The following is a 24,204-nucleotide window of genomic DNA, read 5'->3' as shown; positions in this document are numbered from 1 at the left end:
CCCTATAACGCAGGCTGTGGCACGCCACAGAGCCTTGGAACAACAATCTCCCAGCGCTCGCACCTCTGAAGAGACCGATACTGCTCCTCGCTGTCCTCTTGGAACCGAACTACCACACCCGCAACCTCGCACTGTTCAACCTCAAGATCCAGCCTAAAGGACTGAGAAGTCCGCCCGACAACCCGCCCCTGGTCGTCCAGAATCACATAACGCTCGCCTCGCTGCTCAAGCTTCAGCGTCGCCCCCGGCTCCAGGGACCTCAGTGCCTCATGGATAGGGTCTGTTACAGGGCTACGTCCGGCAAAGCCAATATCAATGTCCTTCAAACTGAGCTGCAGATAACGCCGCTCCAAAGCTGGGTTGTAATCGCCGGTGAAGGTCTGCTGCACGATGTCAGCCGACAAACTCCCACTGAAAGGATTCGCTGCACTGAACTCACACAGAGTCAGTGTCTGCTCTGCGCGCGTCATGCCCACGTAGTACAACCGGCGCTCATCGTTAAGTCCCTCAGTCTGTACATTCCATCCACCATCAAGCAAAACGGCATGCCTGAACTCTAGGCCTTTCGCTGAATGCACTGTGCCCAGATACAGGCCACTCTTGGTCTGCTGCCGCATCTCCCGGGCGTAGTCATAGAGCCAGTCCACGATTGCAGCACTGTTGAGCTGGCACTCACCGAGCTCGACCTGCAATTGGGTGAAAGCCTCCCTGAAAAAGTTACACCAGCTCTCACCCACTCCCGCAGACACCTGCTGCCACGCCATAGCAGCCGAAAGCGCCTCATTGACTTCTCGAAGTCGATCAACAACCGCCACGAAATCACGCTGCCGAGTGATGGGCGGCGCACTATCTTTATCCGAGGCCAGAAAGTACGGAACTCCGGCAAGCTCGCAAAGCGCCTGGACTGGCCACAGATACTGATGGGTACGGGCAAGAATGGCGCATCCACTCCAGCTACCCTCTTCCAATGCCAGCAGTCGCTTGAGTTCGCGTATAGCAGCCTGCGCCTGAAGGTTGCCAACAGCTCTATCGCTGGGATCAATTGCCAATCGTGCAACCCGTCCAGAGCGACCTGAATCAAGCGCCTGCCACTGTCCCCCGAGAGGATCTGACTGGCGCTCGCGGTTGATTCGGATCGGATAGGACGCTTTCAAGCGCCCGGGGTTGTTACCAACCAAGTGATTTGCAGCCGCAATGATGCTCTGAGTCGAACGATAGTTCTCGACGAGGTAACTGGTAGCAGCAGAGTAATCCTCGCGAAAGCGCTCGATGTAGCGGTTGTTGGTATCGCGCCAGGCGTAGATGTTCTGATCATCATCGCCTACCGCCAGAATGCACAAACGCCCTTCCTCACTGGACTGCCTACCGGCAAGCGCACTCACCAAACGGTATTGCAGAGCATCGATGTCTTGGTATTCATCAACCAAGATGTAGCGGTAGCCACGCAACAACTGCTCTCGCAGGTCGTCCTCGCCATCGGCTGTTCCCTTGCCCTCCAAAAGCTCAACAGCGTCCTCCAGAACCTGTTTAAGAGCCCCCTCGTCGACAACATCCCTACGCTCAAAACGAGTGCCGGTCAGCCGCATGGCCATGCTGTGGTAAGTCATGACGCTGACGCCGTAGGCATCAGCTCCGACCAGGCTCAAGAGGCGCCTTCGTATTTCATTGGCCGCATGCCGATTGAAGGTCAACGCCACAATTGCATTGGCAGGAACCCGTCGAATACGCAGCAGGTACGCAATACGGTGAACGATTACGCGAGTTTTGCCAGACCCTGGCCCTGCCAACACCAAGCGATTAACGTCGTCGTCATCGACCACAATGAGTCGCTGTTGAGTGCTCAGATCCTCAACGATGGATTTCCAGGACTCTTCACTGGTGGCATGCTTAAGCACCTCTTCGCGGCCAGCGAAATAGCGCTGCAAGAAAGCATCTTTTGAGTCCGTGAAATAGTGCAGCACCAGCTCCAGCGCACTCGCCATAGCGCCGAGCGCGACCTCGGCATACTCACGCATCACATGGACCTGGATACGCTTTTCGCTGTAATGCTCATCGAGACGCAGGTAATCGTCTTTGAGGTAGCTGCCCTTCTTGTCTGCGTTTACCTCAATGGTCATTGCTCGACGCATCACAGTCATCCCGTGGTTGAGCGTCAGCACCTCCTGCTTATGCAGGTATAACAGCACATGCTCAATTGCTCGCTGCCGCTGGTTGGGGGGGATGACCTGTGAGAGCTCCAGATCCGACTCGATCACACCCACCAGCTCACCGAAGGTGGATTGCACCATCAGATCTTTGCCCTTGGAGGCCGGAGCCAGCTTTCCGATCAAGAATTGAAGCAGCTTGCTGGCAATGACTCGGCGCTTTTCACCAAAGCGTTCAATCTGCGACCAGCTGTACCTACCTTGAACTTTAAGCTTGATGTAGTCGTGATTGACCTGTTTAAGCTCAAAACTGCTGCGTGGCTGGCTGTTGCTTTCACGATCTTGAGAGAGACTTCGCAGTAGGCGAAGCACCTGCAACGGGATGACATCCCCACGCTCTAGTCTGGTTTTGAGCCCTGCTGTCAGAGCCGCGAGATTGAGATCCTGCCAACTGCCATCCTCGGCATCTGGCGCCAGCTCGCTGAGTACCTCCAACAGCGCTCCCTCTAATGCAAGGGTCTGCTCCAGCCGTTGAATGGAGGCGTCCACTACGCCGTGACGCAGCAATACGGTCAGTTGGGTGTCGTTGACGAGTAGGCCCAGCTCCTCCATCTGCTTGAGAGTGCTAACAACCTCCTCAGAAGTCAGGCTGGTGAGCGACATCAGGTTGTCAGTATTCACCCGCTCATCGGCCTCAGCCTGGTAGAGGTATTTCAGAATTGCGCCGAACTCTTCACGGCGCCGCTCCGACAGATTGGCCTTGAGCAAACGCTGCTCGGCGTCCGCTTCGCTCAGACTCAGGCGAGCCGGAAAAATCTGTGTACTGTTTTCTTCTCGCTTGAGGTATTGCCCCCGCTCCAGCCAGGCAACCGCGGTGACCACTTTGGTTTCAGCATCACTGTCGTCAGCGTCGAACGAGGTCTCGACGGTCTCATCCATGAGAATCTCGCCGGCGGTGATGACCAGCTCGCCGCCCTTACGCCTGGCATACTCGAAACGCAACTTGCGGAGAATTTGTTGGATGTCACGGAGGCTGAGCTTGGAGCGCTCGCACAATCCAAATTGGGTCTCAATATCCTGCGAGTCATAAAGCAGCACACAGCGTGCTGCATCCTGGTCACGCCCTGCCCTGCCGGCCTCTTGAAGGTAGTTCTCCAGCGAACCAGGAATGTCTGCGTGAACTACCAGGCGGATATCGGACTTGTCGACGCCCATGCCAAAGGCATTGGTGGCGACGATGATGCGGAGCCGCCCAGCCTTGAAGTCGTCCTGGATATCCTTCTTGTCATTGGGTTCAATCCCGGCGTGGAAATGGCGGCACGGCCATCCCTGCCCGACTAGAAACTCTGAAAGCTCTTCAGCGCCCTTGCGACTTGCAACGAAAACGACCGCACCACCGTCCTGGCCGCCGAGGTGATCCTCAAGCAATTGATGGGTTCTTGGCCATTTCTCGCCACGACTGCAGGGCAGCACTTCAAAGCTAAGATTCGTCCGCTCATGAGTCCCCAGGAACTGATCAAACTCAATCCCGAGACCTTCCTTAAAATGCGCCCGGATATCAGCCAACACATCCGGCTTAGCCGTTGCAGTGAAGCAGCCAATGGGGGCCAGGGGTTGATTGCCTGTGTGCTCGCGAATGAAGCGCGAGGCGTACATGTAATCTGGACGGAAATCGTTGCCCCACTTCGACAAGCAGTGGGCCTCATCGAAAATCCAAGCGCCGATCTGGCGCTGGCGTATCGCACGCCGGAAAGCCTTGTTGCGGAACTGCTCAGGAGATACCAGCAGAATGCCGACATCGCCCATCTGGACCTTCTCCAGCACATCCGCACGCTCAGGCATGGTCAGCAGGCCATTGAGCGTCGCAGCACACTGCACATTTCGCTCAAGAAGCCCGTCAACCTGATCCTTCATCAGCGACTGCAGAGGCGAAATGATGATGGTCAGGCTGCCGTTGCGATGAAAACGATTCAGCGCCGGCAGTTGGTAACACAGCGATTTACCACCACCGGTTGCCAGGATCGCGAGAACATGTCTGCCCTGCATGCCTGCGAGAACCACATCGTGTTGCAGGCTTTGGCCGGGGCGTTCGTAGCGGAAATCAGCAAAGCCGAAGTAGCGCTTCAGCTCATGGCGCGGATCGTGGGTCGTGCAGCAGTAGCGGCAGTCTGAACGGCCGCAGGGAACATCCCGGAGCTCAGTAATCAATCGCCCAACAGCAGAGAACTGATGCCGCACCCAAGGCGCAAGGACAGAGTTGCCCCCCGACACTCTCAACCACGCAAGGGCATAGGCCAAGGGCAGATGCAAATCCGTCTGCTCAAGGTCCTCAGCCAGGAGAGCTTCCAGTCGAGCTCTACATACCTTCAGATCACGATCCAATGATGGATCGGTTTCCGCCAACAGACTCGGAATGAGCCGCTGCAGATCCGAAATCGGAACTGCAGTCTGCCCAGTTAGCGAAGCGAAGAATGATCCCAGATCGCTTTTTATGCTTGGGGCAAGCAATGCCTGATAGCAGAGCAGCTCAGCACGATTGGTCTCATTTAACTGCGCAAATGCATCCCGCTGATCTCTAAACAGAATCAGCGTTGAACGACAGTCTGCAAGCGGCGAGTTGAGGCTGTCCCGGATGAGTTTGTAATCCTTGACCAGCCGGTGATACGGGTTCTGCGGAAAGGCCAGGGGGGATAGTCTTAAGGTATCGATGACTGGCAGAGAATGTAGAGCAAGCGCAGGTGCCTGCTGCTTGAGGATGGGCAAGTCATGTTCGATGACGTTATGCCCCAGAAGAAAGCCAGCACCATCGGACAGCGCATCGACTTCAGCAAGAATCTCGGGGAGATTTTTCGAGACCTTACGATCAAGCTCGACACCGAGGTCAGGCCGCGCTGCCCCGACCTTAAAGATACGATCTGGATACCCCTCCTTTCCGGGAGCGACCTCCAGATCGATGACCAAGCTCTTGGGTTGGGGAACTGATGACATCCCTTACGCGATCCCTGCTACTGCAAATGCTTGGTTGCACTTTACAACAAAAGCATGGCACGGCGTTCACAAAGCGCGGCAGTCACTGACAGCAAAGAGCGGACCATCAACACCACTACAAATTCCTGCCCAGATCTGCCAAGCCGCCCAAGTACCTTGGCTTATTCTCAAAGCTGTACTCATCAAGAACAGACCTAACTAGCCCCTCAATACTCCTCACGCGAGCTGGGTCTTCAGTAATAAATCCAAACGGAATTGGTACAGGGTAACGGTCAGGCACCACAAGATGATAGATAACAACTGCAAAACAGCCGCTCAGCATAAAGACCTCTAGAGGCGCCAAGGTTTCAGACTCGACAAAACCGTGCAAATACTCTTTCGCTTCTGCGCAATCGTTATTTGCAGCCTTTTTCGACTGCCAATCCTTGCTAGACGACAGGGGAATCAGAATCTCTGCCTCAAAAGCATGCCGGTCATTTCGTTTGCTTTTTAAACCCGCATACTCAACGAACTTACTTAAAGCTTGACCATGGCGAGAGCTTTTACCCCACAATCCATGGGAGCACGGAGCGAGCCAGGTAAGTCTGGTAGCAACTTCACGCTCAGAATCAGAAATTTTCTCATGGTGCTTTTTCAATAACGAACACACCTGATCCCAATTTCTATTCAGCTGTAGGGATCCATAAATTCTTACGTCACCACGGCGATCATCTAAGCCAAACGACAAAGCACGTTGAGCAACTCCTCTGAAATCCATCACTCCACTCGAAAGAGCATCAATCGTTTCTGGATCGCCTAACCTATCTGCCAGTCGAACAACATCATCGAAATTTTCGCGTCCATTTAGGCTATGCAGCATAGATGCACGACGACCAATATATTCCTCCTCCTCGGCTATTCCCTTTTTCACCTCGAAACTCAAATCGAGACTATCAACATCAAGGCACAACGCCTCCTCAACAAGAAAGCACACGTCTGAGCTTTTCCTCACGTCGCTTATTTTGTACAACTCCGGAACAGAGTCTTGCTGATCCTTCCCTGTCAAATCCCCGCGACGAAATATCTCATGCAAATTATTCTGAAATGCACCGACCGCCCTTTGCTGTGAAACAGCCCTAACTTCAACACCGGCATCTAGAAGAACTGCTCGCCTTGTACTTGCCGATGGAATCTTCCCCCCAAGATAGGAGAACGTTAGCAAGTCAAAAGTGAATGATCGCCGATAGTCCTGCCTAGACCTGACACTGGGAGAGTCTTCATTTCCTGAGAAGAGTCGAAGTCCTTTTTCTGAAAGACTAATCCGCCCATCTGGCTGGACAGAAACCTCTCCCTTCTGGAAAAAGGGTGTCAGTGCCGCACTCAACTCTTTCGAAGTGAAACCGAAGTATCTAGCTATATCAGCCGACATCAAAGGGGAGACTTTCAACAAACGCAGCAAGAACTCAGAAACGAATGGAAGCCCCCCCTTCTCAATCAGAGAATACTCAATTCTGAACTGCTGCGCTGGCACACAGATATCAACTTCAAACAAAACCAAAGCTTCACCAGCCATCATGCAGCTCCTTTTGCATTTACTACCGACGTAATCCTGTAGCGCTCACCATCCTGACGCTCTTGAATATAAGTGGCAACTTTACCCAACGGCAGATCCGCGTTCCGCCCTGCCCACATACTCATGTCACCGACAATAACCAAACGATCCATGGCTCGGGACATTGCCACATTTATTCGATTCGGCAACCGCAAGAAGCCTGGAGAAAGGTCTGCAGAGGATCGCGTCAGAGAAACAATGACAATGCGGTTTTCTTTTCCTTGGTAACTATCAACAGTGTCAATCTTGACCAATTTCTTGAAATCTTCCGACCATGTTTTCTCGGCAAACTTTTTACGAACCAACTTCTTCTGCTCAGAATACATGCAGATGATCCCAATAGGAGGCTCCATAGTTTCCGTCATTTCCTCAACTAATGCCGAGCTGAATTCCATGTCACTTTCAATATCTTTGAGCATCTTAATAATGGAGTTTGCCTCAGCATGGTTTACCAAGCTGGTACTACCTTGCTGCTCCGAGTGATTAGCTTGTTTCCCGAGAACGCCCGTATCCAACCAAGTTACAATTGAACCGATAACATCTGGAGCATTCGAAAAGCATTCCGGCACAGGCCGCGCACCAGTCATTAGTTCACCACCGTAGAAAACCTCCGAAACCAGATCTCCGATCGGTGGTTGCATACGGTACTGAACCTTAAGTGTGGCACTGACACCTCGGCCATAAGCAGACTCAAAAGCGCGCTCGAAATCGCTCCGCATGATCCGCCGAAACTCGTCTGACTGACTATGCAGTCCCAAATCACGGGCGATGGCCTTGAGATGCTCGTCTGCATAGGTTGGAGGAAGCTGCCGATGATCCCCTACCAACAGAATTCGGCTTCCCACCTGCATGGCAATCGCCAGCTCGCTAGGTGAAGAACGTGCAGCCTCATCGATAATGACCCAGTCAAACCGGTTTTCAGCAAGTTTCAAATGCGGTAGACCGACGCCTACACAGGTACCGCAGACCAGTGTTCTGGCGCGCATCAGAAACTCATCGTAATTAGCGCCATCAGTGGCAATACGTTGCAGCAACTCCTCAGACAGCTTGATCAGATCCATGCAACGCTTAAATTCATGCGGCCTGACACCGTGACTGGCGGTAACACTGGCATAGGCCTGCTCAAGCATATTCCGAGCAGTAGACTCTGGGGCTGCAGAGATACCATAGTCATTGGCAAGCGCCTCAAGCAGATCCTCTTGCATTCGACTCAGGCTTGCGGTCAATTGCTTAGACTCGAGAGTGCCCTCACCAGCATCTTGCAGATCCTTATCCAGGCGCTCAATGCTTTTGACCAGTCCATGAATCCTCGACTCAAGCTCAACCAGGCTCGCGATAAACCCGGCGCTAACCCCAAGCGAGGGAGCCATCAGAGACAAACGCCTTTTTAGTTCAGCGCTAAAGCTCGATTGTTGCTGGGTGACAATCGACTTGGAATAGACATCCTGCAACTCATCTGAGACTACCTGTTCGCGGTTGCTGAAACGCACAACATCGAGATCGGTATTCAATCTGCGGCAGTGGGCACGAATGCGCTCTGCCGCAGTATTTACAGCCTCATGCGACTGGCTAACAAGAAGGATATTCCTAGCACCCTCTTCACTTATCAGGTAGTGGCAGAATGCGGCAATAAACTCAGTCTTACCGGTACCGGGTGGCCCCTGCAAAAAACCCACTGGCCCATTTGTTATCAACTTTGAAAAAGCATCCTTCTGTGCATCGTTGAGGCCAATAGTCTGCCCGCTTGAAGTTTCTCGCTGGTAGACTGCGAAACCTTCCTCAGTTGGCGGCACAGAAAATCGCTCAGGAACTATACTGCAGCCTTCGTCAAAATAGTCAACCAGCCCTGTTACAACTGATTGACGACCTAATATACGCTCTATCGCGCGCTTTCGACGGGTCAACGAGGACCTGTTCTTATTGCTTTGAAGATAGAGCACATCATCAGCTTTAATAACAGCTCTGGTTTTTCCTGAGTACACCAAACACAGAGCAGACTTTGTACTCTTACGAAGATCTATCTCACCAAGATTGATTTGCTTTTCACCATCCTTCTTGATGAGATTAATTTTATCATCAGTCTCGAACGACTCTAAAACCTCACCACTGGCTGTATATGGAATCATGAGCCCAGTTTTTTCTTTATTAAAGACAGGCTCACCCGACACCTCTAGCGTTGGCAGCCCCTCGACTTCTGTATCCATAATAGCCTTCCAGACTTTACTTGTCTGAATAGACCTCGTTTTTATCTCCGGGACATGCTCTTCATTGATATCATTGTCAGCAGCCAAATCGGTGGAGTTATGCGCACCTCCGGCCTCCTGGTTTACTGAGGAAGCACAGGCAGCATCCATAATACTGGCAACAAGCTCGTCGAACGCCAGATTATTCCCCATAAAGTCTGACAGCTCTTTGAGGTTACTAATATTTGCAACAACAACATTAATTTCGACATCAATTTCAAAATCTGCATTACGCTCAACCCAGTGCGGAACAGCCTCCTGCTGACTAGGCTTGAATCCCCTCACAAAGGCTTTCGAGGACTTCTCATATGCAGCTGAAAAGCTTCCGCCCACACCGCTGAACGTAACGACAGCCTGATGGGCATCCTTTACATCTGGCTTGATGCTGACAAAAAGGCGTCCATTGTCAGGATAAATTGCGAAATCTAGAGAGTCATTTCCGCGCACGGTGACTGTAATAACTGTTCTAGCTTGCTTCGGACGAAATTCACGATTAAGAGCATCACTAAATCGGTCTAGCGCAACGAAGCCTGAATCGCTCTGTAATTCCTCATTAATTGCCTTACGCAGCTCAGGCAGATCATGTTCATCTGGCTGATCCCAGTCCATTCCGAGCAACTCTACAGCCATACGCATGACAGCAAAGTTATCACGCTCGAAAGGTGTGCAGCTTTCGGCTAGAGGGCTATATCGATTATTGAAAGGTTCGCTTCCTGAAACTGTAAGATCCGGAAGATCTAGCAGGTAAAGCTGTACGGACTGCCCGTCATCAACTGGCACTACGACTTTGATATTTCCAGGATGGAGATCTCCGTGAGTCAACTGCTGCTCATGCAGACACTCAACTGCAGAAATAAAATTACGAATCAGCTCTTCGGCTCGTCGCGAGCTCAGCTGTGATAATTCGCTCCAGTGTTGGCCATCGATAAATTGTTGAACTAAAAAAGGAGTACCGCTCTTGTCATACCCAAACTGATCAATCCTAGGCAAAAATTCATAGCCACTTTTATTCAGCAATTCTATTTTTTCAAAAAAGCTGAGCAACAACGGACCTTGCCCTGCCTGCGGAGCATCTGCATGGATCGTAGGCCATAGTTTTACAATGCAATCACCCGACCGATAGACCTCTTTCTCAGGGGTATCAATGATTTCCTCATCCACCGGGTAAATTTTGTAAATTCTAGCGCTTGAAGCGGAAAAACGTTCAAGTTGTGACTGATCGAAAGCAAACTGCGCTGTATCTTCTGGCGTTACCTGGTTCAACTCGTCCAGCAACTCACCGGCGTTGGCGTAGCGAGAGCTTGGATTGTGCTCCACCGCCTTGGCGAGAACGCCTGAGTACCATGTATCCGAATCCAAGATGTCATCCCGAACGCTATCGATGTAATCGGCATTCAGCTTGAGAGGTAAAGACTTGGCTTGAGCCAAGTGCCAGCAAAGGAGTCCAAGCGCGAAAACGTCGCGGTGGAAAGGCGTACCGCCGTGCCCTTCATCAGTACGATCTTCTGGAAGAGCAATAGAGCCAATACTCAGTTGATCACGACGTGGGCCAACCGTACCTGCTGGCTGATGATAGGCTGCAATGAAGTTGGACAAAGCAATGGCGCTGGATGGCGAGAACCATACGCTATGGTCGCCCAAATCACGGTGAGCGACCTTAAATCCGTGCATGGTAGCGAACTGCGCGACCAAGATCTTGGCCAACTTTACCCGCTCACTCTCCTCATAGTTCTGCGCATATCGATTGATGAATTCGTTGAGCCGGTAGTGACTTGCCGGAAGCTCGCACAGCTCAGAAAATTCTTGAGTAACGGACTGCACGGAGGGGTTTCTGATAGGACGCAGACAACGTTTTGCCAACTCATGATCCCGCTGTCCCAGATAAACCAGAACATCCCGCTCCCTGGAAAGAATCTTGAAGCGCCCCTCTGGGGTTTTGGCATCTACATCATCGAGCTTATTGAAGTCCCACAAACGTAAAAGAGCACGATCGGCCTTGTTATTCTCGTTTGCAGCCTCATACTCAACATAAACCTCGCCGGGATGCTTGAAAATCGGCTCCCCCTGCGCTCGGAACCCATCAACCATGAGTTCCTTCGGTTTGACACTTCCCTGATTGAGCAGCTGATCAAACACATCAAAATACTGATTCAGACCTGCCGCCTCGGGATGCGGGCGAAACCTATTATTAAATTGACGCTCGTTGGCCAGCTTCAAGAAGTCATCGAGATGTATTACATGCTCGCGCTCATTGTCGGGTAGCTGATCAAACGTACACTTACCGCTCAAGACCACGCAAAATTTGATATTTGGCACAATGCCCTTCGGGAATTGCTGCCTAACTGCATTGAGCTTTTTCTTTAGTAGAAAGACTTTATTCTGAGTAACCGATATTGGTGAGCGATCACGCTCATCACCATTCTGGTACCACTTGCCACCATGACTGGTGATAACACCATTCCAATGCTTCAGCTCGACTATGATGACGTTCTTATGGGTTACAATGACAAGATCGAACTCGCCTTCTTTACCGCGCGAGTCTGCAAAACGGAACCCTGCATACCCCTTCCAAGGCCACATACCAGAAGGTTGATCTGCCCCCTTGCCTTTCAGAGACAGATTACTGAGCTGCTGAGCTAGAGACTTACCAGCCGTTGGCGAGGCTGCATCTGATTTTTCAGGTTGAGACACATCCTTGAAGGCCTTACGCATGCTCTCGATAGCTTCGACCTCATGCCGCAGCAGGCCTCCTTCCCAGTAACGTACTTCCATTTCTAATCTCCATAACTGCCCCACCGCAGCTCTTCTAGGCGGAGCAAAACTTCTATGTCGAGTGCAGCTCACGTTTATCAAAAGACGAGGCTCAGCTCAGGTAATAAAATCTATTGCAGGATCAGCGACTGACTGAAATAAAACAGCGGAATGTAGCAGACCTCGCCGACATCAAGTTATCGGCGAAAGTTAAGATCTCGCGCTTCAATCCTGCCCTTAATCCACTCCTGGACCTCGCTCTCAAGCCAACCTACGCTCCGCCCTACTAATGGGACCGGCTTTGGAAAGTCGCCCGATCCAACAAATTTGTAAATTGTGGATCTAGCGAGCCCAGTCGACTCAATAACCGCGCTTAACCGCAGTATTTTCATGATTTACCCCTGCCCCACCTTAGCCACAGTAACGAATAAAAGCGCAACTTCCTTGTTGCGCTTAGCTCATCACTTAACTAATTCCATCAGTTTCCCAAAACTGTTCACCACGTCGTACTTGACGTTTTCAGGGGCGTACTTCCGGTTGATTTCATCAAAGAACTTGCGGGCGCATTCGATCTTAGTTTCCTCGATCTTCGTCAGTTGCATCGTTGACATAGACCCTTTGGTCTCCGCAACGAAATAGATATGCTTGACCGCGCCTTCTTTGAATGAAATTGCCCAGTCCGGGTTGTAGTCACCTACCGGCGTCGGGATAAGGAAGCCGCGAGGCAACTTGGCGTACACAACTACCTCAGTGCAAGTATCCAGCTCTTTCACAAACTCTCGTTCAATGCCGGAATCCGTGATCACGTAGTCGTAGATGTGCCGCTTGAGCTTGTCACCGGCCTTGCTGAAGTCCTGCTTGGTCTGACCTGCGGTGAAGATGTCGATATCGAACTTGTCCTCGACAGGGTCGTAGGCCAAGTGTTCGATGATCATCGTTGCCTTCTGCTCGTTGATCAGTCGCACGGCTTCGGCGATGAAGCTCTCAGGATTGGTGCGGAACTGTGCAAACACCGCGACGCTAATTCCTTTCAGGATGTCTGCCGTAGTGCGTCGCGTCAGTTGCGTGCCTTCAGCGATCTTGCCGATGAGGTCGTACTTCACTGCAGAATGAACTGACTGCTTGTTGTACTCGATCGTTGTTTTATCAACCTTGAAGCCGTCTCCACTTTTCAGTGCATCAGCCGTTACTTGCTCCACTTGTTCACCGGTTTGAATCGTGTACTGCAACGGCGTCACGTGAAGGCTCTTGTCCAGTTCGGCAACGGCCTTCTTCACCAACTCCACTGAATCAAAGTCAACGCTGTAAGCCGCCTTGCGATTGATCCGGTTCCACAGCTCCTTGAACTCCTGTTTGTCGAAGTTGCTGTTGAGCGGATTCTTCTTCGGGCGACGGTCGTCGCTGATCTCAAACATCTGGCTGTCACTGAAGACGCTGTCGATCAGTTGGTACACCTGTTCAGCATGAGCCTGCAGTTCCGGGGGCAGCGCTGCCAGGGTGCCTTCCTTCTTGGCCTCGTGGTAAGTGCCCGTGATCCGGTCGGTATCGTCGCTGTAGTCGTTCTTGAGCAGGTACTTGTAGATCTGCTTGGCCAGTTGCGGCGTGACCTCGATATTGCCGGTGGGCGTCTTGAGCACCTTGCCGGTGAAGTAGGCCTCGTTGGCCACCTTGGGACGGGCAGACAAGGAGTCGCTGATATCTTTCTGGAGCGCAGTGACGAACTCCTTGAAGCTTTCGCTCGCCACCACGGTCAGCACGTTGACGTCATGGACGATGGCCGGATGATCCACCCGGTCGCCGAGCTGATTGACCGACAAACGCAGGCCACGACCGACCTCTTGTCGGCGCGTGACTTCGTTGTTGTAGTCGGGATGCTTCAGGAAGCAGATCACGAAGACGTTGGGGTTGTCCCAGCCTTCGCGCAGGGCCGAGTGCGAGAAGATGAAACGTACCGGCTCTTCGAATTTGAGGAGTTGCTCCTTCTTTCGCAGAATCAGGTCATAGGCATCCACATCGTCGGACAGGCCTTTGTTTTCACCTGTCTTCGCAATGCTCGGATCGACGTCACGCTTGGTCTTCTTGTCGATGGAGAAATACCCGCTGTGCGTCTTTTCCGCCGTGATTCCCTTCAGGTACTTGATGTACGGCGTTTCATCCAGGTCCAGCACCTCGTTCAGGTACTGGCTGTATTCCTCTTCAAAGATCCGCGCGTAATCGCCTTTCTCGTCCGCCGCCGAGTAGTCGCGGTACTTGACCACTTCATCGATGAAGAACAAGGTCAAGACCTTGATGTCTTGCTGGAACAGCGCCTGTTCCTTGTCGAAGTGCGCCTTGATAGCCTCCCGAATCTGAATGCGGCGTAACGCTGCTTCATTCACATCGCCATATGCGTCGCCAGCCTTCAACTCCACACCGTTGGTGAAGCTCAAGGTGTCGGTGTTGGCGTTGATGTCCGCGACCACATAGCCACGGTACTGATCCAGCTCGTTTGAAAAACCATCGGAGAAGAGGTTGTCTCCTTTGGAGAGCTTGCGCACCACGCGCTTGATCTCGCCGCTTTTCAGCTTCTGCTCGAACTCAACACGGGCCATAGGCGCTTTGCTCGAAATCTCGATGGACTGCAGGTACAGATAGGCATTGGTTCCCGCCAGCCCCTTCACTGAGATGCCGCGCACGGCGATCTTTTTCACCAGCTTCTGGTTGTAGGCGTCCAGCGCGTCCAGCCGGTGGATCTTGTTGTGCGTGGTCTTGTGGGTGGCCGAGTAGCGCAGCACCATCAGCGCCTTGAATTCCTCCAAGGACTTCAGCGTGGCGGTGCCTTCCATCTTTTGCGGCTCGTCCAGGATCAGGATCGGGCGGTTGGCGCTGATGATGTCGATCGGCTTACGAGATTGGAAATCATCCAGTCCGACCATTTCTGTCTGGCCTTTAGCATTAACGCGTGGAGTGCCGTAGATACGGCGTGCATCCGCGCCCTTGGCATTAAATGCCTGCACGTTGATCACCATCACGTTGATGCCAGCATCCGACGAGAAGCTCTCCAGATGGTGCAACTGCTTGGAGTTGTAGATGAAGAATCGGGCTTTCTTGTGGTATGTCTCCAGAAAGTGCTCAGCCGTGATCTCCAGCGACTTGGCCACACCCTCGCGAATGGCAATGCTGGGCACTACGATGATGAACTTGCTCCAGCCATACTGCTTGTTCAGCTCGAAGATGGTCTTGATGTAGCAATAGGTCTTGCCAGTGCCGGTTTCCATCTCGATATCGAGATTGACCCTGCTGACCTTGGTCTTCACCAGTTCGGACGACTGCGGCAAGTTCTGTTGATGCTGAACCTGGGTGATGTTCTCCAACAGCGCAATATCGGTCAGCTTCAGGTCGGCGTTCTTGAACCCGCTCTCCGCAAACAGATCCTCGACGCCTTTCTTGGCCTTGCCCGGATCGATGCGGTAGCTGATGGCCTCTGCCGTTGCGGGCGGTTGCCCTTTGAAGCAGTCGACCACGGCTTGCACCGCCGCTGTCTGATAAGCCTGCGTTTTGAATTTAAGTTTCATTGCACACCTCCCTGTGTGCAACCCTTCGGGCAGCCTTCGGCTGTGCAAAACGGCTGTCCTGCCGTTTTGTCATCGGTAAACACAGGCAAATTTTTATAGAACATTGTCATGGCGCGCCCCTCAGATGCATTTCACTTCGGTGGCGGGCGACAAGAGCTTGAAAATCTGCTCTACGTTGATCTTGACCGCGCTGTTCTTGTAGCCCGCGTCGCGGAATACCACACGCAGCGGCTGATGCTTGGCCAGTTCCTTCACGAAAGCCTCGTCGATGCTGCCGCTGGCGTCGAAGCAGGCGACAAGCACATTGCCATCGACAAAGAACACGTCCTTCCCTTGAATGGACTGTTTGGTAATGGGCAGGGCCAGATCGACGCCCCAATCCAGCATCACCTGGAACAGTAGATCCTCAGGCGTGCGGTCGGGCTTGATGTTGTCGACGAACAGGTCGAACTTGGCCTTGTCGAGCGCATCGGGCGCGTAGTAGACGTCGGCCATGTTGGATGTGTCGATTTTGAGGGTGCGGAATCCGACATCCTTGTCCCATGAAGAATGGGTGCTATCAGCAACAACCAGTTTGCCTGAGCGACGAATTCTTTCCTTGCTTATATCCGCAATGCTCTTAAATCCTGCCTTATAGGCCTCAGTGTCCTCGTTGCACGGCTCGTCCAGCTGAACCATTACGAATCTGCGATTGATTCCGTCTTCGGCGTTGACCTGCATTACCGCGTGCGCAGTTGTTGAAGATCCTGCAAAGTAATCCATGACCACATCGCCATCGCTCAGTTTGAGTGAGCTAAGAAGAATCTTCAGTAGTGATGTGGGTTTGGGGTAAGAAAAATAGCTTTTTCCTTCAAAGATATTCTCCACCTCAATTCCTCCGTCACTTTTCAACGAAAGAATGGACCGTAGAAGGAAAGTATTTACGTCATCAAGATACGTTATGGAGCTGGGCTGCGTGGTCTCATTCTTGGCAAACCAAATTCGCCCACACATCACACTTCCGTCATGGAGCTTTACGATGCTCTCGTATTTGCCATCCTTGAATTTTGCCGCGTCCCAAAATGTTTCCTTTTTCCAGCGCCAACCGCGATCAGGCACCGCCACAGGATTTCCTGTGATTGGGTGTGGCACTTCATAGCGTGGACCAAATGTGTTCGCATTAGGCCAGCTCATGTTTATCTTGCCCCAGAGGCGATAGTTCTCGTCAAAGGAGTTGTAGAGCGTAATTCCGCGGTCGTAGCCTTGTTTTTTGTAGAGCTTCTTTATTTCCTTTTCGGCTTCGGCAATGGGAGTTTTGGCCTTTTTTAGCTTCTCGACCATTTCGTAAATATCTTCTAGGCCATCTTTGCGCATCACGAGTTCGTGGGGGATAGTGGCATCCTTGGCGTATATCAGGATGAATTCATGGATGTTGCCGATTCCTTTGTCATTCTTTGGAATTCGCTTATTCCAAGATATGCACTCAATAAAGTTCTGCTCACCAAATACCTCATCGCAAACTTTCTTTAGATTTGATATTTCATCGTTTCCGATGGAGATGAAAATAAATCCATCATCTCTCAAAAGTGGGCGAGACAGCTTCAGTCTCGAATAGATCATGTTCAACCAATCCGAATGGAATCGGCCGTTTGAATCGGTGTTGGCAGTTAGTCGATTGCCTTGCTTGTCCTTTTGATTGGACTCGAGAAAATACTTATCAAGATCTGATGCAAAGCAGTCTTCGTAGATCAAATCGCTGCCTGTGTTGTATGGAGGGTCGATGTAGATCATCTTGACCTTGCCGAGATAGGTCTCCTGCAGCAGCTTCAGTGCATCGAGGTTATCGCCTTCGATGAACAAGTTCTTCGTGGTGTCGAAGTCCACGCTTTCACTGCGGGAGGGGCGTAGCGTCTTGGCAATCGGCGCATTCGCCGTCAAAAGTGCCTCCCGCTTGCCCGGCCAGTTCAGGTGGTAACGCTCCTGTGGTCCTTCGACAATCGACTCAGCAAGCTCTTGCCGCAACAGGTCAAAATCCACCGCCAGCCTCACACTGCCGTCCTCGCCCTTGGCTTCGGTGACGCAGCCTGGAAACAGATCACGAATACGGGCGATGTTGTCCTGTGTGAGATTGGGTGAATGCATTTTTAGTTTTTCCATGTTCTTTTCCTCTGGTCGCCAGTGGTTAGCGGCTCACAATTCAAGTTCGTATTGGTGTGTTCAGTCGCCTTGTTGCCAGTCCTGGCAAAAGTGCGTGCGCAGACTTTCGATGGCGGATGGCAAGGTGCCCTGGCAGGTCACACCCAAGTAGGTGGCCGCGCGGGTGGTGCCGACGTACAGGTATTTGTCGAACAGCGCCGGGTGCAGCGTGGCGAGCTGGTCAATGCCGACAAAGAACACCGCCTCAAATTCCAGGCCTTTGATGTGCTGGATGTCGAACACGCGCACATTGCTTTCCTGCCCCACAGCCTGGCCCTCGCGGCAGGCGATGACCTGGATGTTGTGCTCCGCCAGGGCGGCGTTCAGCGCGTCGGCCACCGGAGCAACGTCGTCCTCGGTGTTCACAAAAATGGCAGTGGATGGCAACTGGCCGACAAAGCGCTCAATCTCGCGAATGCGGTCCGCCAGCCAACCGACAATGGCTTCTGCGTTGGTAGCGTGCTCCAGCAAGGCTGGAGCAACGCCCACACTGTCCATATGCGCAGGCAAGCTGGCGTCTTGCTCGGTTCCCCCGACGGCGCGGATCATGGCGCGGGCCAGATCGTTCAGCTGCTTGCTCTGCCGGTAGGAGACAGTGATTTCCTTGATGTCGAAATCGGAGAGGACCCACTTCAAGTCGTCGGCAGAGCGTGCGCCCCAGGTGGTCAGGCGCTGATTGAAGTCGCCACAGGCAAAGAATGAGCGCAGTCGTGGATGCGCCAGAGCCGCCATGCTCGCAAGCTGGATGGGCGAGAAGTCCGTCGCTTCATCTACCAGGATCTGGTTGCGGTAATGTCCCAGGATAGGCTGGAGCGATGACCACGCTGGACTATCGATGTCGCGCTGGACGTTGGGCCGACTGATCAGGTCGCTTGCAGCGCGCAAGATCGCGAGCAAGACGATATCCAACTCCAGCGGATGGATGTCGCGTGCCTCAAAGCCTTCGTGGCGATACCAGGTGTTTGCCGGTTGGCGTTCGCGCCTGAATGCACGGTAGCGCTTCGGAATGCCATCAAGGTAGCGCTTGACCGGGTTGACGAAGCGGCGGGCACTGGCCTGCACCAGAAGGCTTGCACCCACCTCGGCGCGATCCGCTTCTGTCAGACCACGCTCCCCCAACCACTCGATGATCTTGCCGTTGCGAGAGGCTTTGCTGACTGCGCGCTTCGATGCTGCCGCCCGGGCTTGGGTACGCACAGCTTGCATATAGGCATTGAGCGCGGCGGCACGGCCTGTGCGCGGTGCGGTGGCGTCTTCCTCCTCATCAGCATCGGGGTCGTCCTGGTCGTCCGCATCAGTCGCTTGCGCCTGTTGCAGGCTGTCTATCACGCGGGCCAACTCATCCAGAAAGGCTCGGTTGCGGTTGAGTTGCAAGTTGAGCGCTGCCTTGATCTTGCCGTCGGAGCCTTCCTTCAGGCTGCTGACGAGTGCCTGTACTTTGGCAATCTCCACCGCCAGCGAGCCAAACATCGCTGCCAGTGCGCCATCGGCCGCCCGCGACAAGATATCTTGCAGACGTGCGCTGAGGCTCAGCACTTCGGGAGTTTTGGCTTCGTGGAGCTGGGTTGCGGCATCATGCAGCTCCTGCACATAGGCCTTGCGCTGCCATGTGTCGAAATCGTCAAACCACTGGATGGGACGCTCAAGTGCTGTCTCGCTCAGGCTGGCCAATCCGTCTTTCAGGACAAAGGTACCACCGCCAGAAGCCGTTCTGAGGACGCCGAATGCGTTTCGCGCCAGCTCGCGTCGATAGTCTTGCCACGTTCTGATGCGCAGATCCGAGGCGGGAACACCTTCACGCGCAAATGCCTCCTTGAGGTACTGCTTGAGCAGTTCCGTGGGTGTGAACATCAGCCAGCTGTTGGCGTGCGCGATGCCTTGGGCTGAGGCGACTGTTTCAACCAGACGTTGTTCGCCTTCTTCCAGGAAGGCGGTGTCGAGTTTTTGGCCGAGGCGGCGGATCAGGGTGGTCGTTTTGCCTGTACCGGGCGGACCCAGGATCAACAGGCGCTTGTCGAGAGGGAGGCGGAAAATCTCGTCCTGGTATTGATCGAGGATGGGCTGATCCCGCAGTCCCATCTTGGTGATGACGCTGCGGCGAACGCCATCGATGATGTTGGCCTTGACGGTCTCCTCGGCCAGCAATTGACCAAGAATGTCTTCAGTGACTTCCTCCCCAGCAACCTCGGTCAGCAGCGCGCGCAGCGACTCGATGGTGAACGGCCCAAAATGCTCGGCTTCAACGACAGTGTCACGAGAGTCCCAGCCATCGGCAAGCGCATTGGGCCGAAGCTGGGCCCGCTCAAGAACCTCAACGACGGTTCCATTGGGTAGCGTGAACTCTGCGCCAATTGCCAGTGAGGCTAGGCGTCCAACCGGCGCGCGGTAGCTGGCCAAATTGGGAAAGCCCGACACCGGTGTCGTGCGGCAGATGTAGTAGGTTTTCTCTTCTCCCTCTTCATCGGCCACCACAACGCGGGCAATCGCAGGCTCTGCCACCAGCACCTGATAGCTTTCACGGTTCGCCTGACTGATCTGATCCAGCCTTTGGATGGCTGAACTGGACGTCATTGTGTTGATGCTTGCCAGCGCATTCGAGCCCAGTGTCCGCCCATCGTGCAGCTTGCTCTTTGCCGTTTCAGCAATGCTTTCGAGTTGCGCCAACGCTTCGCCAGCGACCTGCTCGATGTGTTTCCTCGATTCGTCATTCAGGCTTTGCGTCATGCACTCTCCCTCCCGGTCAATTCTTCAAGTTCGTTTGTAAGCTGCCGCAAGTGCGCGTTGATCTCTACCTTGCGGTTGAATTGTTTTTCTTTGGCAAGTCGGCTGGCGGCTTTCTCGACCTCACGCTGCTTGGCTGCAACCAGTTCAACGCGGGAGACCAAGTCAGCGAGGCTTTCTTGTGGGCGCGCGGGCATAGGAATCAGGCGCTGAAGTACCTGTTCGTACAAGCCACCTAAGTCGAGCGCCATGGGCATCGCCGCGCGCTCGATGTCGCTCGGCAGCCATGCCGACGCAAAATAATTACTCAACACCCAACGGCTGGTGTCTGACTCGTTCGGGCGCTTGTAGGCGGCAATCACCTGTGTTCGGCCATCAAAGCTCAGCTCGAAGATGATGGGAAACTGCACCGCGCCGTCGATGCAACGCAAAACGTCCAGATTCAGCTCCGGCGTCTTGAGCTGGATTGAGAAAATCTGAAGCTCTGGCACTCCCGGCTTGGCGGGCAGGTTGATCGTTTCCGGTGCCAACTTGTATTGCCAAACGATCTGCTCCACTTGCTCGACGAACAAGTCCTTCAGCTTCGTATTGGCACCGCTGTGTTCGTAGATTTTGTTCTTTGGCAGGGTGCGGCCAAAAGCGGCCTGCTTCGGGTAGTTGATGAACGCGGCGTTCGACTCGAATCGGGCGGGCAAACTCATCCGGCCTCCTGAATCACGAGGAATGTGATCAGTTCGAAGTCGTCCAGCCCGGCGATGGTATTGACCAGCGCGGTGGTCTTGCCGCCGCTGAACAGGCTGTCCAGATCCTTCTCTTCCTTCACCTCGATCATGGAGCGAATGGTCTTGCCAAGCAGGTCCGAGTACACCTGCATCTTGCGGCCATCGGCCGTTTCCTTGTTGAACAGGCGGCAGGCATCCTGAATAGGTTGGGCTTGCCCCTTGCAGCAACTGCGCACCAGATCCAGCAAACGCTTGACCTCGGTATGGTCGTGAATGACTTCACCCTGGCGGTTGATGTAGACGAGGTAGTAAGGGTGCAGCCGGTTGTGCTGGCTGACATTGACGCTCGGATTGCGGTTGCGCAGCGTGAAGATCACGCCTGGGCGCAGGCCCAACTCCGGCCTGGCAGGCACCACGGCATGCATGCCGCTTGGCACGTTGCTCAATTCGCCATTGGCTTTCACATAGTTGAGCAAGTCCATGCGGAAGTCATTGAGCCCGAGGTCAGTGATCGACACGCCGGTCTTCAGGTCTTCCAGCTCGATCACTTCTTCTTGCAGACGACGCAGTTGTTCCTTGCGATAGGACACATCGTTGGCTTGGGCGCTCAGCACGTTGTCGTCACCGGTGGCGGTGACGTCGGCAATCATCATGCGGCTCTCAACCCGCTCCTTGAGGTTGATGTACTCGTCGAGCGAGATGTCTGGCCAGTAGTTGACCAGCTGGATACTGCTGTTGGGCGAGCCGATGCGATCCACACGGCCGAAGCGCTGGATGATGCGCACGGGGTTCCAGTGGATGTCGTAGTTGATGAGGTAGTCGCAGTCCTGCAGGTTCTGGCCTTCAGAGATGCAATCAGTGCCGATCAGCAAATCAATCTCTGCCGGTTCGTTCGGCAGCACGATGGCTTTCTCCTTCGAACGCGGCGAGAACAGGGTGAGCAGCTCCTGAAAGTCGTAGCTCTTCCTGAGCGTGCCGTCTCTCAAGGTCGATTGCGGCGCACCTTTGCCGGTGACTTTCGCGCTGTGCAGGGTCTGTGTGGCCAGCAACTCCGGAGCCAAATTGGCATACAGATAGTCAGCGGTGTCGGCGAAGGCGGTGAAGATCAGCACCTTCTTATTGCCGGGATTGATCGGTGCTGCAATTTTCTCCAGCACCAGTGCCTTCAGGTGCTGCAGCTTGGCGTCATCGTCAGGCGTGATCTTGTTCATCGACGCCAGCAAGGCATCAATGATTTCCAGATCGACCTTTAGCTCGTGCTCCCAAGAAGGCAAGTCCATATCGGCGAGGCTGATCTTAACCTTGCCGCCGATCTCGCTGCCCCCAATGGCGGGCAGGTCGTCGTCGTCCGCGTCGAGGTTTTCCAACTGGTCGGTCAGGTCATCAACGCTGGCGACGTTGCCGGTCTGATTGAACGTGCTGATCTTGGCCAGCGTATTCGTGTGGTTCGCACGCAGAGACTGGAGGGTCAATCGGAAGGACTCAATCGAGCTTTCTAGGCGCTTGAGCAGGTTGGTGGTCATCAACGCCTGCAGGCTCTTTTCGCGGTCGGCTTGCTTGAGCTTGCCTTTTCCGCCTGACACCTGCGTGTCGTACATCTCCTCGTACTTCTTGAGCCGACTGGGCAGGATGTAGCTGACCGGGGCGTACACTGCGAGCTTGAGCAGGGACAGTTGCTCGAAGATCTCGTTGAAGCTCATCACGTCCGTTCGCTGCGTGAGCGGGCAGTGGAACGACAAGGGTTTGCGGCGCTCGGGAAATTGACCGATGTCCTTGGTGTCGTAGAAGGTCTGGATGTGCTTGCGCGAGCGTGCGATGGTGACGCTGTCGAGCAATTCGAAGAAGTCGAAGTCCAACGAGTCCAGGATGGCCCGCGCTGTGCGCTCTTCCGGTGGAAGCTTTGCCCATGCATTGAAGCTGGCCTGCGCACCACGGAAAATGTCCTCTACCGTCTTGCCGGTGCGCAGCTTCTTGCTGAGGTTTTCGGAGTCGCCCTCGTAGGCCAGTGCCAGTTGATTGCGCAGGTCATTGAAACGGTTGTTTACCGGGGTGGCCGAAAGCATCAGCACCTTGGTTTTCACGCCCTCCTTGATGACCTTGTTCATCAGCTTCTGGTAGCGGGTTTCCTTGTCCTTGTAGGCGTCGTTATTGCGGAAGTTGTGCGACTCGTCGATGACGACGAGGTCGTAATTGCCCCAGTTGATGCGGTTCAGCGGTGTGCCAAACGACTCGCCGCTGGTGCGGCTGAGGTCGGTATGACAAAGCACGTCGTAGTTGAACCGGTCGCGGGCAAAGATGTTGGTCTTGAGGTTGCGGTTGTAGTTCAGCCAGTTGTCCGCCAGCTTCTTGGGGCATAGCACCAGGACTGACTTGTTACGCAGCTCGTAGTACTTGACGACCGCCAGGGCCGTGAAGGTCTTGCCCAAGCCAACGCTGTCGGCCAGGATGCAGCCGCTGTAGGTTTCCAGCTTATTAATGATCCCAGTGGCCGCATCTTTCTGGTAGTTGAAGAGCTTGTTCCAGATGAGCGTGTCTTGGTAGCCCGTGCGGTCGTTTGGCAGGACATCCTCGTTGATGTCGTCCAGGAACTCATTGAAGATGTTGTAGAGCATCAGGAAATAGATGCTCTCGGGCGAATTTTCCTGGTAAACGGACGCAATGTGGTCGCAAATCTGCGCGGTCACATCTTCCAGCTTCTCGGGGTCTTGCCAGATCTGGTTAAACAGACTGAGGTAGGTCGCCGTAAAGGTCGACTCGTCCATCTTGTTGATGAGGTTGGAGACAGCATTGCCCTGCTGGTAGCCTAGGTCGACGGCGGTAAAACCGTGCAATGGCATGTAGGCAGTCTCTGTGGCGGCAGCCTGAACGCAGGCAAACTGCTGCATGGGGGCCTTGCTGCGATTGGACTTGAACGTCGCCTTGCGCCGCATCCAGTCCGCGCACTCTTTTGCAATTGCGCGCTGGGTCAGTTTGTTGCGGAGCTGAATCTCGAACTCACTCCCGTACAGACTCCGTTCGCGGTCAGCCTTCGGGATGTGGAATTCTTTGCGTTCCTTGCGAATCTTGTCGGTGACCTCGTTGGCGGTGAACGTCGGCGAGGTAAAGATGAATTGGAGCTCGTCGATTTTTTCCAGCTCTGCTTTGAGCGCTTCAAACGCGTACATTGAAAAGCAGGAGGCCGCGATCTTCAGGCGAGCACCGGGTTTGAGCGTCTGCTTGAGGTCGTCGCCGAGCAGGCGGTTGATGTTGTCGATTAGTTCCATGATGCCGTCGCCCCTAATAAGCTAGTCAGAGCCGACATCCGCCCTCCCCCTA

The 24,204-nt window shown here is 53.7% G+C and carries 9 protein-coding genes; all 9 read right to left on the bottom strand.

Annotated elements, in window-relative coordinates; genetic code table 11:
- Positions 1 to 2 precede the first annotated feature (2 nt).
- The 9 genes from BM186_RS16490 to BM186_RS16450 all read right to left on the bottom strand — a co-directional run bounded on the left by BM186_RS16490 (position 3) and on the right by BM186_RS16450 (position 24,152).
- Positions 3 to 5,132, bottom strand: coding sequence for a RecQ family ATP-dependent DNA helicase (locus BM186_RS16490; RefSeq protein ID WP_074916669.1), 5,130 nt, complete (start codon positions 5,130 to 5,132; stop codon positions 3 to 5).
- Positions 5,133 to 5,247: 115 nt separating this feature from the next.
- The gene (locus BM186_RS26345) at positions 5,248 to 6,684 is read right to left on the bottom strand and encodes a hypothetical protein (RefSeq protein WP_074916667.1); all 1,437 of its coding nucleotides are present in this window, start codon (positions 6,682 to 6,684) and stop codon (positions 5,248 to 5,250) included.
- Positions 6,684 to 11,738 carry an AAA domain-containing protein gene (locus BM186_RS16480; protein WP_074916665.1) on the bottom strand — a complete coding sequence of 1,685 codons (5,055 nt, stop codon included), beginning with the start codon at positions 11,736 to 11,738 and terminating at the stop codon, positions 6,684 to 6,686. The genes BM186_RS26345 and BM186_RS16480 overlap by 1 nt, the downstream gene beginning before the upstream one ends.
- Positions 11,739 to 11,914: 176 nt before the next feature.
- Positions 11,915 to 12,109 carry an AlpA family transcriptional regulator gene (locus tag BM186_RS16475; RefSeq protein ID WP_074916663.1) on the bottom strand — a complete coding sequence of 65 codons (195 nt, stop codon included), beginning with the start codon at positions 12,107 to 12,109 and terminating at the stop codon, positions 11,915 to 11,917.
- A 69-nt stretch (positions 12,110 to 12,178) separates the two neighbouring features.
- Positions 12,179 to 15,271, bottom strand: a complete 3,093-nt coding sequence (locus tag BM186_RS16470; protein WP_074916661.1) for a type III restriction-modification system endonuclease — start codon at positions 15,269 to 15,271, stop codon at positions 12,179 to 12,181.
- Between the two features lie 120 nt (positions 15,272 to 15,391).
- Positions 15,392 to 17,407, bottom strand: coding sequence for a site-specific DNA-methyltransferase (locus BM186_RS16465; protein WP_074916651.1), 2,016 nt, complete (start codon positions 17,405 to 17,407; stop codon positions 15,392 to 15,394).
- Positions 17,408 to 17,467: 60 nt separating this feature from the next.
- Positions 17,468 to 20,170, bottom strand: a complete 2,703-nt coding sequence (locus BM186_RS16460) for an ATP-binding domain-containing protein (protein ID WP_074916649.1) — start codon at positions 20,168 to 20,170, stop codon at positions 17,468 to 17,470.
- The gene (locus BM186_RS16455; RefSeq protein ID WP_074916647.1) at positions 20,167 to 20,868 is read right to left on the bottom strand and encodes a DUF4391 domain-containing protein; all 702 of its coding nucleotides are present in this window, start codon (positions 20,866 to 20,868) and stop codon (positions 20,167 to 20,169) included. Before BM186_RS16455 ends, BM186_RS16460 begins: the two co-directional genes overlap by 4 nt.
- A complete protein-coding gene (locus tag BM186_RS16450) occupies positions 20,865 to 24,152 on the bottom strand; it encodes a helicase-related protein (protein ID WP_074916646.1) in 3,288 nt (1,095 codons plus the stop codon). The genes BM186_RS16455 and BM186_RS16450 overlap by 4 nt, the downstream gene beginning before the upstream one ends.
- Positions 24,153 to 24,204: the final 52 nt, after the last annotated feature.

Source organism: Ectopseudomonas toyotomiensis (genome assembly GCF_900115695.1).
Lineage (GTDB): Bacteria > Pseudomonadota > Gammaproteobacteria > Pseudomonadales > Pseudomonadaceae > Aquipseudomonas > Aquipseudomonas toyotomiensis.
Note: the sequence above shows the minus strand (reverse complement) of the source record. Positions and strands in the feature narration are given on the sequence as shown.